Consider the following 14,949-nt stretch of genomic DNA (forward strand, 5'->3'; position numbering starts at 1 on the left):
CGTCAACGGTATTGGAGGAAGACGTTGTCTTTGCCGAACTGGTCACGCAAGGCTTGAATCAACGCATCCGCCGGATCGATCCGCCAGCCTTCGCCGAACTGCAGCACAGCCTTGGCGTCGGGGCGCACGTACTCCATGGTAATCGGGCAAGCACCGCGATGGCGCTTGAACAACTCCCCCAGCCAGCGTAGCTGATCGCCCTTGAGATCCTGGGTCTGCAATTTCAGGCGCAGGCTCTCGGCCAGGTTGGTCCGGGCATCTTCCATGCTCATCACCCGTTTGACCCGCAGCCGCAGGCCACCGGAAAAATCGTCGTTGCTGACTTCGCCTTCCACCACAACCATCGCGTCAGTCTGCAACAGCGACTGGGCCGAATGGAACGCATCGGCAAACAACGACGCCTCGATGCGCCCGGAGCGGTCGTCGAGGGTGATGAAGCCCATCTTGTCGCCCTTTTTGTTTTTCATTACCCGCAGGGCGATGATCATACCGGCGACGGTCTGCGTGTCACGCGCCGGCTTCAGATCAATGATGCGCTGGCGGGCGAACCGGCGGATCTCGCCTTCGTACTCGTCGATCGGGTGACCCGTGAGGTACAGGCCCAAGGTGTCTTTCTCACCCTTGAGACGCTCCTTGAGCGTCAGCTCCTTGGCCTTGCGGTGATTGCCGTAGACATCGGCATCTTCCTCGACAAACAACCCGCCAAACAGGTCGGCGTGACCACTGTCATGGGTCCGGGCGGTTTGCTCGGCGGCCTTGATCGCTTCTTCCATGGCCGCCAGCAGCACCGCGCGGTTGCGGTCGATATTGGCCTGGTAGGCCTTGGGTTCATCCTGGAAGTACGGGCCCAGACGGTCCAATGCACCGCTGCGGATCAAACCGTCGAGGGTACGTTTGTTGATGCGTTTGAGATCGACCCGGGCGCAAAAATCGAACAGGTCCTTGAACGGTCCGTCCTGACGGGCTTCGGTGATGGCTTCCACCGGTCCTTCACCCACGCCCTTGATCGCCCCCAGTCCATAAATGATGCGGCCTTCGTCGTTCACCGTGAACTTGAACTCCGAAGCGTTCACGTCCGGCGCGTCGAGGCGCAACTTCATGGTCCGCACTTCTTCGATCAAGGTCACGACCTTGTCGGTGTTGTGCATATCCGCCGACAGTACCGCGGCCATGAATGGCGCCGGGTAGTGGGCCTTCAGCCACGCGGTCTGGTACGACACCAGACCATAGGCGGCCGAGTGGGATTTGTTGAAGCCGTAACCGGCGAATTTTTCCACCAGGTCGAAGATGTTACCGGCCAGGTCCGCATCAATGCCGTTGTTCGCACAACCCTCAATGAAACCGCCGCGCTGCTTGGCCATTTCCTCGGGCTTTTTCTTACCCATCGCCCGACGCAGCATGTCCGCGCCGCCGAGGGTGTAACCGGCCATTACCTGGGCAATCTGCATCACCTGTTCCTGGTACAGGATGATGCCGTAGGTCGGTGCCAGGACCGGCTTGAGGCCGTCGTACTGATAATCCGGGTGCGGGTACGCCAGCTCGGCGCGCCCGTGCTTACGGTTGATAAAGTCATCCACCATGCCCGATTGCAGCGGGCCCGGACGGAACAGGGCCACCAGTGCGATCAGGTCTTCGAGGCAGTCGGGCTTGAGCTTTTTGATCAGCTCCTTCATACCCCGGGATTCAAGCTGGAACACTGCCGTGGTTTCGGCTTTTTGCAGCAGGCTGTAGGTCGGCTTGTCATCCAGCGGGATGAAGGCGATGTCCAGCGGCTCTTCGCCGACCTTGGCCCGGTCACGGTTGATGGTTTTCAGCGCCCAGTCGATGATCGTCAGGGTCCGCAGGCCAAGGAAGTCGAACTTCACCAGGCCCGCCGCCTCGACGTCATCCTTGTCGAACTGGGTCACCAGGCCGTCGCCCTCTTCATCGCAATAGATCGGCGAGAAGTCAGTCAGCTTGGTCGGCGCGATCACCACGCCCCCGGCGTGCTTGCCGACGTTACGCACCACGCCTTCAAGCTTGCGGGCCATCTCCCAGATTTCCGCGGCTTCTTCATCGACCTTGATGAAGTCCCGCAGGATTTCTTCCTGCTCGTAGGCTTTTTCCAGGGTCATGCCGACTTCGAACGGGATCATCTTCGACAGACGATCCGCCAAACCATAGGACTTGCCCTGCACCCGCGCCACGTCACGCACCACAGCCTTGGCGGCCATGGAACCGAAGGTGATGATCTGGCTCACCGCGTTGCGGCCGTATTTCTCGGCCACGTAATCAATCACCCGGTCGCGACCGTCCATGCAGAAGTCGACGTCGAAGTCGGGCATGGACACCCGTTCCGGGTTGAGGAAACGTTCGAACAGCAGGTCATATTCCAGCGGGTCGAGGTCGGTGATCTTCTGCACGTAAGCCACCAGAGAGCCTGCACCCGACCCCCGGCCTGGCCCCACCGGCACGCCGTTGCTCTTGGCCCACTGGATAAAGTCCATCACGATCAGGAAGTAACCGGGGAAGCCCATCTGGATGATGATATCCAGCTCGAAATTCAACCGGTCGACATAGACCTGGCGCTTGGCCTCGTAATCTTCGGTGGTGTCCTTGGGCAAGAGAACGCTGAGGCGCTCATCCAGGCCATCGAAGGACACCTTGCGGAAATACTCGTCGATGGTCATGCCATCGGGGATCGGGAAGTTGGGCAGGAAGTGCTTGCCCAGCTTCACTTCGATGTTGCAGCGCTTGGCAATCTCGACCGTGTTTTCCAGCGCCTCGGGCAGGTCGCTGAACAACTCGGCCATTTCCTCGGCGCTTTTGAGGTACTGCTGATCGCTGTAGTTTTTCGGACGACGCGGATCATCGAGCGCCCGGCCTTCACCGATGCAGACGCGGGTTTCGTGGGCCTCGAAATCTTCCTGCTTGATGAAGCGCACGTCGTTGGTCGCCACCAGCGGCGCGCCGATCCGGTCGGCCAGGGCCACGGCGGCATGCAGGTGTTCTTCGTCGTTGGGGCGATTGGTGCGTTGCACTTCAATGTAGAAGCGGTCCGGGAACACCGCCATCCAATCGCGGGCCAGTACTTCGGCTTCTTCTGGATTGCCACTGAGCAGGGCCAGGCCGATTTCACCTTCCTTGGCCGCCGACAGCATGATCAAACCTTCATTGGCCTCAGCTACCCATTCGCGCTCGATGATGATCGAGCCGTTGCGCTGGCCATCGATAAAACCGCGGGAGATCAACTCGGTGAGGTTGCGGTAACCCACGGCGTTCATCACCAGCAGGCTGATGCGGCTCAGCGGCGCGTCCGGGTCTTTGTTCGACAGCCACAGGTCGGCCCCGCAGATCGGCTTGATCCCGGCGCCCATTGCATTTTTGTAGAACTTGACCAGCGAACACATGTTGTTCTGGTCGGTGACCGCCACAGCAGGCATGTTCATGCCCACCAGGGTCTTGACCAGTGGCTTGATCCGCACCAGGCCATCGACCAGGGAGTACTCAGTGTGCAGGCGTAGATGAACGAATGAAGCCGGCATAGTGATCCTGCGTTAAGTCATGAAAACAACAAGGCCCGGATTGTACCGAGCCTTGGGTAAAACATCAGCATGATTGCCTTGCCACAAAAGCCTGCATCAAGAGACCGCAGTCTGATGACTTACGATCAAACCCTCACGGGCTTCATAAGCCAGCCGCACCGGCGCGAACGAGCGCCGATGGATCGGCGTTGGCCCAAGGCGCGCCAGCGCTTCCAGATGAACGGGTGTCGGGTAGCCCTTGTGGCCGCCGATGCCGTAGCCCGGGTAAATCAATTCAAAGGCGCTCATTTCCCGATCACGGCTGACCTTGGCCAGAATCGATGCCGCCGCAATGGCCGGCACCTTGCCGTCCCCCTGAACGACTGCTTCGGCGCGCATAGACAGCTTCGGGCACCGATTGCCATCGATCATCGCCAGTTTCGGGGTGATGTGCAGGCCTTCCACGGCACGCTGCATCGCAAGCATGGTGGCGTGCAGGATATTCAGCTCGTCGATCTCCTCCACTTCAGCCCGGGCAATGCACCAGCTCAGGGCTTTCTCGCAGATTTCGTCGTAGAGCTTTTCGCGACGGGCTTCGGTGAGCTTCTTGGAGTCGTTGAGGCCCAGAATGGGCCGGTTTGGATCGAGAATCACCGCTGCCGTCACCACTGCGCCGCACAACGGACCACGACCGACCTCATCAACACCGGCCACCAGTTCTTCAACTTCAGCCACCAGATTGAAGTCCAGGCCCATCTGCAATTTCACGTTACTCATGGTTTGGCGCCGATCAGGGTCAATACTGCGTCGGCGGCCTGGTTGGAGGCATCGCGGCGCAAGGTACGGTGAATGTCATCAAAGCCCCGGGTCTGCTCCTGGCCACCGTCGATCAAGGGCGACAGCGTACGGGCCAGCGCATCGGCGGTTGCCTCGTCCTGCAGCAATTCAGGCACCAGCAAGCGCTGGGCCAACAGATTGGGCAAGGAGATGTAGGGGCTCTTGACCATGCGTTTGAGGATCCAGAACGTCAACGGCGCCAGACGATAGGCGACCACCATCGGGCGTTTGTACAGCAACGCCTCAAGGGTAGCAGTGCCAGACGCAATCAACACGGCGTCACACGCAGCCAGTGCGAGATGAGAGCGGCCATCGAGCAATGTGACAGGCAGATCGCGCCCGGCCAGCAGCGCTTCAAGCTGAGCCCGTCGCTGCGGGCTGGCACAGGGCAGAACAAAACGCACGCCGGGACGCATCGCTCGCAGACGCTCGGCGGCGTCGAAGAACAAGCCTCCCAGGCGACTGACCTCGCCGCCACGGCTACCGGGCATCAAGGCCACCAGCGGGCCGTCGGGCAGGCCCAACGTCTGACGCGCCGCGTCACGATCCGCTTGCAGGGGAATGGTATCGGCCAGGGTATGGCCGACAAACCGTACCGGCACGCCCTTCTCTTCGTAGAATCGGGCTTCGAACGGCAGCAGCGTGAGCATCAGGTCGCAGCCTTCGCGGATTTTCAACACGCGCTTCTGCCGCCAGGCCCAGACCGAGGGGCTGACGTAGTGCACCGTCTTGATACCGGCCTGACGCAACTTGAGTTCGATATTGAGAGTGAAATCCGGCGCATCGATGCCGATGAACACATCCGGTCTTTCGTCGATCAGGGTCGCGATCAGCTTCTTGCGGCGAGCCAGCAGTTCGCGCAGACGTCCGAGCACCTCAACCAGCCCCATCACCGACAGGCGTTCCATGGGGAAATATGACGCCAGCCCTTCGGCCTGCATCAAGGGGCCACCGACACCGATGAACTCCACTGCTGGGTGCTGCGCCTTGAGCGCGCGCATCAGACCGGCACCCAGAATGTCACCGGAAGCCTCTCCCGCCACCAGTGCTATACGCAAGTTAGCCATGGTTAGCGAGTGATGCCGCGAGTCGAGGACTGGATGGAGTCACGGAATATCGCAACTTCCGGGAACTGCGCCGAAGCCTCGGCCAGCTCGACAAGGGCCTGTTCGACGGTCAACCCCTGGCGGTACACAACCTTGTAGGCGCGCCGCAATGCCGTGATCGCCTCTTCGCTGAAACCACGACGGCGCATGCCTTCGAAATTCATACTGCGGGCTTCGGCCGGGTTACCGAACACAGTGACATAGGCCGGTACGTCCTTGCCGATGGCGGTGCCCATGCCCGAGAAGCTGTGGGCGCCGATATGACAATATTGATGGACCAAGGTGAAACCGGACAGGATCGCCCAGTCGTCCACATGCACGTGGCCAGCCAACGCGGTGTTGTTGACCAGGATGCAATGGTTGCCAATGACGCTGTCATGACCGATATGGGCGTAGGCCATGATCAGGTTATGGTTGCCCAGAGTCGTTTCGGAACGATCCTGAACGGTGCCACGGTGAATCGTCACGCCTTCGCGGATCACGTTGTGATCGCCAATGACCAGCCGGGTTTCTTCACCTTTGTACTTGAGATCGGGCGTGTCCTCGCCTACCGAAGAAAACTGGTAGATGCGGTTGTGCCGACCGATCCGGGTCGGACCCTTGAGAACTACATGGGGCCCGATCACCGTACCCTCGCCGATTTCCACACCTGGGCCGATGATCGACCATGGGCCGACCTCGACATCGGCGGCCAGGACTGCCGCCGGATCGATGATTGCGCGAGGGTCAATCAAACTCATAGTTTGCGTTCCGCACAGATGATTTCAGCGGAGCAGACTGGCTTGCCGTCGACCGAAGCCTGGCATTCGAACTTCCAGATCTGGCGCTTGCAACTGATGAATGTGGCTTCGAGGATCAGCTGATCGCCCGGGGTGACCGGCTGGCGAAAACGCAGCTTGTCGGAGCCCACGAAGTAGTAAAGCGTGCCGTCGGCAGGCTTCACGTCGAGCATTTTGAAACCAAGGATCCCGGCAGCCTGAGCCATTGCCTCGATGATCAGCACGCCGGGCATGATTGGATGCGCGGGAAAGTGACCATTGAAGAACGGTTCGTTGATGCTGACATTCTTGTAGGCGCGAATCCGCTTGCCTTCAACGTCAAGTTCCACCACCCGGTCCACCAGCAGGAACGGGTAACGGTGAGGCAGGTATTCGCGAATCTCGTTGATGTCCATCATTTCGGGGGGAAGCCTATGTAAAGATTGGAAGCGCACGATCGACGCGCGCCCCTCTAGCAAATCAAGGAGGCAGTCTAGCGGCTGTGCACACTTGATATGGAAATGGTATCAGCCATCTGATGAAGCATTACCGTCAGGGGTCACGTCCCCTACACGCTTTTCCAACTGACGCAAACGCCGCGCGATGTCATCGAGCTGGCGGATTCGGGCCGCGCTCTTGCGCCATTCGGCCGCCGGTTGCATCGCCGTGCCGGAAGAATAAGCACCCGGCTCGGTGATCGAATGGGTCACCATGGTCATTCCGGTGAGGAATACGTTGTCACAAATATCAATGTGCCCCACCAGCCCCACGCCACCGGCGAGCATGCAATGCTTGCCGATCCGGGTGCTGCCGGAAATGCCTACGCAGGCGGCCATGGCGGTGTGATCACCGACCTGGACGTTGTGGGCGATCTGAATCTGGTTGTCGAGCTTGACGCCATTGCCGATGACCGTATCAGACAGGGCACCCCGGTCGATCGCGGTGTTGACACCGATTTCCACGTCATCACCGATGGTCACGCCGCCGATCTGGGCGATCTTTTGCCAGATCCCCTTCTCCTTGGCAAAACCGAAACCTTCACCGCCCAGTACCGCACCCGACTGGATCACCACCCGCTTTCCGATACGCACGTCGTGATACAACGTGACCCGGGGAGCAAGCCAGCCACCCTCACCGATCTCGCAGCGCGCACCGATGAAGCAATGGGCGCCCAGCGTGACGCCCGGGCCGACCCGGGCGGCGCTTTCAATGACGACAAAAGGACCGATGCTGGCCGTGGGATCAACCACCGCATCCGCCGCGATGACCGCGCTGGGATGAATGCCGGGGGCCGACTTGGGCTTGGGGTCGAACAGGTGGGAAATCCGCGCATACGCCAGGTAGGGATCCGGTACGATCAGCGCATCGCCCGCGAACCCGTCAGCATCGGCAGGCTTGAGCAACAGCGCTGCGGCCCGGCTGTCGGCCAGGTATTTGCGATATTGAGGATTTGCCAGGAAGCTCAACTGAGCTGGGCCAGCCTCTTGCAAAGTGGCTAGCCCAGTGATGACCTTCTCCGGGTCGCCACGCAGGGTGGCGCCGAGGAACTCAGCCAGTTGGCCGAGCTTGATAGTCGCTGTCATGGATTACTTCAGCTGATTCATGCGCTCGATAACCTGGCGCGTGATGTCGTACTGGGGTTTGACGTCAATCACTGCACCACGCTCGAACACCAGGTCAAAACCACCTTTCTTGATGACTTCTTCCACCGCCCGATCGAGCTTTGGCTTGAGCTGCTTGAGCATCTCGCGGTCGGCAACGGCTTTCGCTTCGTTCAGCTCCTTGGACTGGAACTGGAAGTCACGGGCCTTTTGCTTGAACTCAAGCTCCAGACGCTCACGCTCGCCCTGGGCCATTTTGTCGCCACCGGAAACCAGACGATCCTGGATACCCTTGGCGCTGCTCTCCAGGCTCTTGAGCTTGGTCAGCTGCGGGCCGAACTTCTTCTCGGCATCCACGGCGTATTTCTTCGCCGCGTCGGATTCCAGCAGGGCCATCTGATAGTTCAGTACGGCAATCTTCATGTCGGCAAAAGCCGGACCTGCGACCATCAAGGTCGCCAGGAGAACCAATTGAGTCAACTTACGCACGATGTACTCCTACAAAATCCATTGTCGTTATCTTGGGTCAGACGCTTAAAACGTCTGGCCGAGGGAGAATTGGAACACTTGGGTTTCAGCGTCATCCGGTTTCTTGATCGGCATCGCCAGGGCGAAGCTCAAAGGACCGAGCGCGGTGACCCAGGTCACACCCACGCCCACGGAACTTGCCATGTTGCTCAGGCTGATGTCGTTGCACTTGGTATTGGACCTGGTGCCGTCGGCGTTGGTGGTGTCCTCGCACGAAGAGTCGAATACGTTACCCACATCCCAGAATACCGAGGTACGCAAGGAGCGCTGATCCTTGACGAACGGCATCGGGAACAACAGCTCGACACCGCCCTGGATCAGGACATTACCACCGAACGGCAGCGGATCCTGGTCCGGATCACGTATGGTTCCCGGGTTGGTGCCCCGGCTCGGCGTACTGCGCGGACCAAGAGTGCTGTCCTTGAAGCCACGGACCGAGTTGAAACCGCCGGCATAGTAGTTCTCGTAGAACGGCAAGCCGTCGGTGGAACCATAACCGTCGCCATAACCCAGCTCAGTGTGCAGGCGCATGGTGTAATTATCAGACAGCGGCTGGAACAGTTGGCCACGATAGTCGAGCTTGAAGAACGAGAGGTCGCTGCCAGGGGTGGTAGTTTCCAATACCAGGCTCTGGGAACGACCACGGGTCGCCAGCACACCTTTGTTCAGGGTCGATTCGGACCAACCGACAGACGCCTTGAAGTTCAGGTACTTGTCGCCTTCCTTTTCAACGAAGTCAAAAATCTCGTCAACGGTATAACGCCCGGTGCTGATCTCGTCCTGCTGGGCGGTGAGACCGAACGTCAGACGCGAAGTCTCGCTGATTGGATAACCCACGTTGACGCCTGCACCCAGGCTGTCCACGGCATAGCTGGAGATGTCGGAGTCGAGCTCGTCATAGTCAGTGGTGCGGTAGAAGGCGTTGTAGCCCAGGCTCACACCGTCTGCAGTCCAGTAGGGGTCGACAAAACCGAAGTTGTAGCGGGTCTGGTATTCGCTGCGGGTCAAGCCAACGCTGACCCGGTTACCGGTACCCAGGAAGTTGTTCTGGGTGATCGAACCACCGAGGATCAGGCCGGCGCTCTGGGCGAAACCGACGCTGGCGGTGATCGAGCCGGACGCCTGCTCTTCAACGCTGTAGTTCACATCGACCTGGTCATCGACGCCCGGTACTGCCGGCGTCTCGACGTTGACTTCCTTGAAGAAGCCCAGGCGCTCCAGACGGGTCTTGGACTGGTCGATCAGGTAGGTCGACGCCCAGCCACCTTCCATCTGGCGCATTTCACGGCGCAGCACCTCATCTTCGGACTTGGTGTTGCCACGGAAGTTGATGCGGTTGACGTAGGCACGCTTGCCCGGATCCACGGCGAAGGTGATGTCGACGGTATGGTCTTCATCGTGCGGTTGCGGCACGCCGTTGACGTTGGCGAAGGTGTAGCCCTCGTTGCCCAGACGACGGGTGATCAGCTCGGAAGTGGTGGTCATCAGCTTGCGCGAGAACACCTGGCCCTTCTGCACCAGCAGCAGAGAGGTGACCTGGTCTTCAGGCACCTTCAGGTCGCCGCTGAGCTTGACGTCACGAACGGTGTACTTGTCGCCTTCGTTGACGTTGACGGTGATGTAGACGTGCTTCTTGTCCGGGGTGATGGACACCTGGGTCGAAGCGATGTCCATGTTGATATAGCCGCGGTCCAGGTAGTAGGAACGCAGACGTTCCAGGTCACCGGAGAGCTTTTCACGGGCGTACTTGTCGTCGTTCTTGAAGAACGACAGCCAGTTGGTGGTCTTGAGTTCGAACAGGTCGATCAGGTCTTCATCAGGGAAAACGGTGTTGCCCACCACGTTGATGTGCTGGATCGCCGCCACGGTGCCTTCATTGATGTTGACCTTCAGGCCTACGCGGTTGCGCGGCTGCGGCACCACTTCGGTGTCGACGGTGGCCGAGTAACGGCCCTGGGCAACGTACTGGCGTTGCAGCTCGTTACGAACACCTTCGAGGGTGGCGCGCTGGAAGATCTCGCCTTCGGCCAGGCCGGACTGTTTGAGGCCCTTCATCAGGTCTTCAGTGGAGATCGCCTTGTTGCCTTCGATCTCGATACTGGCAACCGATGGACGCTCAACTACCGTGATGACCAGTACATTCCCATCACGACCCAGCTGGATATCCTGAAAGAAGCCGGTTTTGAACAGCGCGCGAGTGGATTCCACCAGACGCCGATCATCCGCCTGCTCGCCGACGTTTAACGGCAAGGCACCAAAGACACTACCCGCGGAGACCCGCTGGAGGCCATTGACGCGAATATCAGAGATAGTGAAGGACTCGGCGTGAACTTCGGCGATCATCAATACGGTGAGAACCGCAGTTAGCAGCAGACGTTTCATGAAGTCCTTTCTTATTCCAACTGGCAATAAACAAACTGCCGCAAAATGCGGCAGATTCGCAATTCAGCGAAGCGTTACAGACGACCCAGATCGTTGACCAAGGCAAGCAACATTACCCCGACCACCAAGCTGATACCGATCTGTATCCCCCAACCTTGCACCCTATCCGACAAGGGACGACCACGCGCCCACTCGATCAGATAAAACAACAAATGCCCCCCATCCAGTACCGGAATGGGCAGCAAATTCAGAACCCCCAGGCTAATGCTCAGATAAGCAAGGAAATTCAGGAAATCAGCGACGCCCGACTGGGCAGAAGCGCCCGCCACTTTAGCAATGGTTATCGGTCCACTCAAGTTTTTTACCGAGAGCTCGCCGAACAACATTTTCTTGAGCGAATCGAGGGTCAGGATGCTCATGGTCCAGGTACGACGCGCGCCCTCGCCAATCGCCGCCAAAGGGCCGAAACTGACCTCGCGGATCATTTCCGGCGGCCAGTCGACAGCCTTGACGCCGGCACCCAGATAGCCGGTCGGCGCCTTGCTCTCGCCACGGGCGCCCAGGGTTACCGGGACGTCGATCGGCGCACCATCGCGCTCGACGCGCAGCACTATCTTGCTATCCGGACGTACACGAACCGAATCGACCACCTGCTGCCAGTCACTGACCGGCAGGCCATCGAGCGCCAGCAGCCGATCACCGGTCTTCAGGCCTGCAGCCTGGGCCGGGCCTTTCGGGTCGAGTTCGGCGAGTATCGGCGGCAAGGCCGGACGCCATGGCTTGATCCCCAGGGAACGGATCGGATCCGGCTCGTCGGCGCCCTTGAGCCAGTTGTCCAGGATCAGTTCGCGAGGCGAATCCACCGTGGAACCCTGCTCGCGCACCATCAATTGCAACGAACCGCTCTCACCCAGGCGACGCACCAGTTGCAGGTTGACCGCCGCCCAGCCCGATGTCGGCTCCCCATCGATGGCAACGATTTCCTGCCCGACACCCAGCCCGGCACGGGCGGCGACGCTGCCGGCCTCCACCCCACCGATGACCGGACGCACCTGCTCGCTGCCCAGCATGGCCAGGGCCCAGAAAAAAACCATGGCCAGCAAAAAGTTGGCTATCGGCCCCGCCGCCACGATGGCAATACGCTGACGGACGGTCTTGCGATTGAAGGATTGGTCGACCTGATCGGCCGGCACTTCACCTTCGCGCTCGTCGAGCATCTTCACGTAGCCGCCCAGCGGAATGGCTGCCACAACGAATTCGGTGCCCTTTTTGTCATGCCAGCGCAGCAGCGGCATGCCGAAACCGACGGAAAAACGCAGAACCTTGACGCCACAGCGCCGCGCGACCCAGAAATGACCGAATTCGTGAAAAGTGACCAACACCCCCAATGCAACCAGGGTGCCGACAATCATATAGAGCGCGCTCATCTGTTTTCTCCGCAATCCTGCCCAGGACAACCCTGGCTAACGTACCGCAGCCTCAACGCCCGTGGCGCTTCAACCATTGGCCCGCCAGCTCACGAGCCCTGGCGTCCGCCGTGAATACCGCATCGAGGTCATCGAGCGAAACCACAGCCTCGAGGTTCAAGACCTCCTCGATGATACTCGCGATCTCGAGGTAACGGACACGTCCGTCGAGAAACGCTGCAACCGCCACTTCATTGGCAGCATTGAGCATGGCCGGAGCACTGTTGCCTGCCTCAGCCGCTTGTCGCGCCAGACGCAGGCATGGAAAGCGCTGCTCATCAGGCGCCTGGAAATCCAGGCGGGCAATGGCGAACAGGTCCAGCGGCGCCACGCCCGAATCAATCCGCGCAGGCCAGGCCAGCGCATTGGCGATCGGAGTACGCATATCCGGGTTGCCCAATTGAGCCAGCACCGAACCGTCTATGTAATCCACCAGGGAGTGAATCACGCTCTGCGGGTGAATCACCACTTCCACCTGGGACGGCTTGGCATCGAACAACCAGCAGGCCTCGATCAGTTCCAGGCCCTTGTTCATCATGCTGGCCGAATCCACGGAAATCTTGCGCCCCATGGACCAGTTCGGGTGAGCACAAGCCTGCTCGGGTGAAACATGCACCAACTCTTCCAGCGGAGTCTGCCGGAACGGACCGCCGGAAGCCGTCAGTAAAATCCGCCGGACCCCCACTGCGCCCAGGCCGCGGGAAAAGTCCTGCGGCATGCATTGAAAAATCGCATTGTGCTCGCTGTCGATGGGCAGCAGCACCGAACCGCTTTTGCGCACGGCCTGCATGAACAGCGCGCCGGACATGACCAGTGCTTCTTTATTGGCCAGCAGGATTTTTTTGCCTGCCTCTACCGCCGCCAGCGTTGGACGCAAACCCGCCGCGCCGACAATCGCCGCCATCACCGCGTCGACTTCAGGATCGGAGGCGACCTGACACAACCCTTCCTCCCCCACCAGGACACGGGTAGGCAAGCCCGCCGCGCGCAAGTCGTCCTGCAAGGCGCGGGCAACGCCAGCCTCAGGCACCACGGCGAAACGCGGGGTATGGCGTATGCACAGCGCCAGCAGCTCACTCAAGCGAGTAAAACCACTGAGGGCAAATACCTGATAGCGCTCCGGGTGACGGCCGATGACATCAAGCGTACTCAGGCCGATCGAACCGGTAGCACCCAGGACGGTAATTTGTTGAGGGCGACTCACGATGCCGCCATCCATAGCAGCACGGCAAAGATCGGAATCGCAGCGGTCAGGCTGTCGATGCGATCCAGCACGCCACCATGGCCGGGCAGCAGATTACTGCTGTCCTTGATGCCGGACTGACGCTTGAACATGCTTTCGGTCAGGTCGCCGACCACCGATACAAATACGATGAGAGCAGCCCCAAACAGGCCCATCAGCAACTGCCCGGCACTCCACTCCCGCACGACGCCGACCACCGCTGTGATCACCAGGCTCAAGGCCAGGCCTCCATAGACCCCTTCCCAGCTCTTGCCGGGACTGACCTTGGGAGCAAGCTTGCGCTTGCCAAACGCCCGTCCGGAGAAATAGGCACCGACATCCGCCCCCCAGACCAACACCATCACAGCCATGATCTGCCAGTTGCCCAACGGGCCTTGCTTGATCCAGATCAGCCCTTGCCAGGCCGGCAGCAGGATAAGCAGGCCAATCACCAGCTTCGCGGCAGCACCTGCCCAATGATGCGTGGTCCGCGGATAGGTCAACACCAGGAAGGTCGCCGTGGCCCACCACAATACCGCTGCCCCCAGAACCCAGGGCGCGATACCCGGCACCAGGTACATGACGAACAGCATCGCCGCCACGGCCACGGCATAGGCCACCCGCGCAGACTGCGCCGGGAAGCCCGCCAAGCGCGCCCACTCCCATGCCCCCAAGGTCACGACCAACCCGATGAACAGCGCGAAACTGGCACCTTCAAGCAGGAAAAATCCACCCAGGGCGATGGGCAACAGGATCAGAGCGGTGATGATTCGTTGTTTAAGCATTAAACCCGGGCTCCAGCTTCGATCTGCTCGCTCGTTTTACCGAAGCGACGCTGACGGGAAGCGAAATCGGCCAGCGCCGTGCGCATGGCTTCGTGTTTGAAGTCCGGCCAGAACAGGTCGGAGAAATACAGCTCGGCGTAAGCCAGCTGCCAGAGCAGGAAGTTACTGATGCGATGCTCGCCACCGGTACGAATGCACAGGTCCGGCAACGGCAAGTCGCCAGTGGCCAGACAGGTCTGCAGCAGCTCAGGCGTGATGTCTTCCGGCCGCAGATGCCCGGCCTGGACCTCCCGCGCCAGCCGCTGGGCTGCCTGGGCGATGTCCCATTGGCCGCCATAGTTGGCGGCAATCTGCAGGACGAACCGATTGGCACCCGCCGTGGCGGCCTCGGCTTCGCGCATCGCAGCCTGCAACTCGGGATGAAAGCGCGAGCGGTCACCAATGATGCGCAGGCTGATGCTGTTGTCGTTGAGGCGCTTGGCCTCACGCCGCAGAGCCTTGAGGAACAGATCCATCAAGGCGCTGACTTCATCGGCCGGACGCTGCCAGTTCTCGCTGGAGAAGGCGAACAGGGTCAGCACCTCGACCCCGGCCTCGGCACACACCTCGATGACCGCGCGAACTGCATCGACCCCCGCCTTGTGCCCGGCCACGCCAGGCATAAAGCGCTTCTTGGCCCAGCGATTATTGCCATCCATGATGATCGCCACGTGACGCGGAATCGCAAACGGCACGGCCTGTTTGGTCTTTTCCATGAAAAC

Annotated in this window: 12 protein-coding genes; all 12 read right to left on the bottom strand. The window is 60.2% G+C overall.

Annotation, left to right across the window (positions count from 1 at the left end; genetic code table 11):
- Nucleotides 1-2: 2 nt before the first annotated feature.
- Nucleotides 3-3,524, bottom strand: coding sequence for a DNA polymerase III subunit alpha (dnaE, locus tag BW979_RS24965; RefSeq protein ID WP_076386183.1), 3,522 nt, complete (start codon nucleotides 3,522-3,524; stop codon nucleotides 3-5).
- 96 nt (nucleotides 3,525-3,620) lie between these two features.
- Nucleotides 3,621-4,265 carry a ribonuclease HII gene (gene rnhB / locus BW979_RS24970; protein ID WP_160891751.1) on the bottom strand — a complete coding sequence of 215 codons (645 nt, stop codon included), beginning with the start codon at nucleotides 4,263-4,265 and terminating at the stop codon, nucleotides 3,621-3,623.
- Between the two features lie 11 nt (nucleotides 4,266-4,276).
- The gene (gene lpxB, locus BW979_RS24975) at nucleotides 4,277-5,407 is read right to left on the bottom strand and encodes a lipid-A-disaccharide synthase (protein ID WP_047227571.1); all 1,131 of its coding nucleotides are present in this window, start codon (nucleotides 5,405-5,407) and stop codon (nucleotides 4,277-4,279) included.
- A gap of 2 nt (nucleotides 5,408-5,409) precedes the next feature.
- Complete coding sequence (lpxA, locus tag BW979_RS24980) at nucleotides 5,410-6,186, bottom strand: acyl-ACP--UDP-N-acetylglucosamine O-acyltransferase (protein WP_047227570.1); 777 nt, start codon at nucleotides 6,184-6,186, stop codon at nucleotides 5,410-5,412.
- Nucleotides 6,183-6,623, bottom strand: coding sequence for a 3-hydroxyacyl-ACP dehydratase FabZ (gene fabZ / locus BW979_RS24985; RefSeq protein ID WP_047227569.1), 441 nt, complete (start codon nucleotides 6,621-6,623; stop codon nucleotides 6,183-6,185). Before fabZ ends, lpxA begins: the two co-directional genes overlap by 4 nt.
- Nucleotides 6,624-6,731: 108 nt before the next feature.
- A complete protein-coding gene (lpxD, locus tag BW979_RS24990) occupies nucleotides 6,732-7,787 on the bottom strand; it encodes a UDP-3-O-(3-hydroxymyristoyl)glucosamine N-acyltransferase (protein ID WP_047227568.1) in 1,056 nt (351 codons plus the stop codon).
- A 3-nt stretch (nucleotides 7,788-7,790) separates the two neighbouring features.
- Entirely contained in the window at nucleotides 7,791-8,294 is a 504-nt protein-coding gene (locus BW979_RS24995; protein ID WP_047227567.1) for an OmpH family outer membrane protein, read from the bottom strand.
- A 45-nt stretch (nucleotides 8,295-8,339) separates the two neighbouring features.
- On the bottom strand, nucleotides 8,340-10,715 hold the full coding sequence (gene bamA, locus BW979_RS25000; protein ID WP_047227566.1) for an outer membrane protein assembly factor BamA: 2,376 nt from the start codon (nucleotides 10,713-10,715) through the stop codon (nucleotides 8,340-8,342).
- 74 nt (nucleotides 10,716-10,789) lie between these two features.
- A complete protein-coding gene (gene rseP, locus BW979_RS25005) occupies nucleotides 10,790-12,142 on the bottom strand; it encodes an RIP metalloprotease RseP (protein ID WP_076386185.1) in 1,353 nt (450 codons plus the stop codon).
- 52 nt (nucleotides 12,143-12,194) lie between these two features.
- A complete protein-coding gene (ispC, locus tag BW979_RS25010; protein WP_076386735.1) occupies nucleotides 12,195-13,385 on the bottom strand; it encodes a 1-deoxy-D-xylulose-5-phosphate reductoisomerase in 1,191 nt (396 codons plus the stop codon).
- Complete coding sequence (locus BW979_RS25015; protein ID WP_047227564.1) at nucleotides 13,382-14,188, bottom strand: phosphatidate cytidylyltransferase; 807 nt, start codon at nucleotides 14,186-14,188, stop codon at nucleotides 13,382-13,384. The genes ispC and BW979_RS25015 overlap by 4 nt, the downstream gene beginning before the upstream one ends.
- The gene (uppS, locus tag BW979_RS25020) at nucleotides 14,188-14,943 is read right to left on the bottom strand and encodes a polyprenyl diphosphate synthase (protein WP_047227563.1); all 756 of its coding nucleotides are present in this window, start codon (nucleotides 14,941-14,943) and stop codon (nucleotides 14,188-14,190) included. Before uppS ends, BW979_RS25015 begins: the two co-directional genes overlap by 1 nt.
- Nucleotides 14,944-14,949: the final 6 nt, after the last annotated feature.

Origin of the sequence: Pseudomonas sp. A214, from assembly GCF_900156295.1 — a bacterium.
Taxonomy (GTDB): Bacteria; Pseudomonadota; Gammaproteobacteria; order Pseudomonadales; family Pseudomonadaceae; genus Aquipseudomonas; species Aquipseudomonas rhizophila.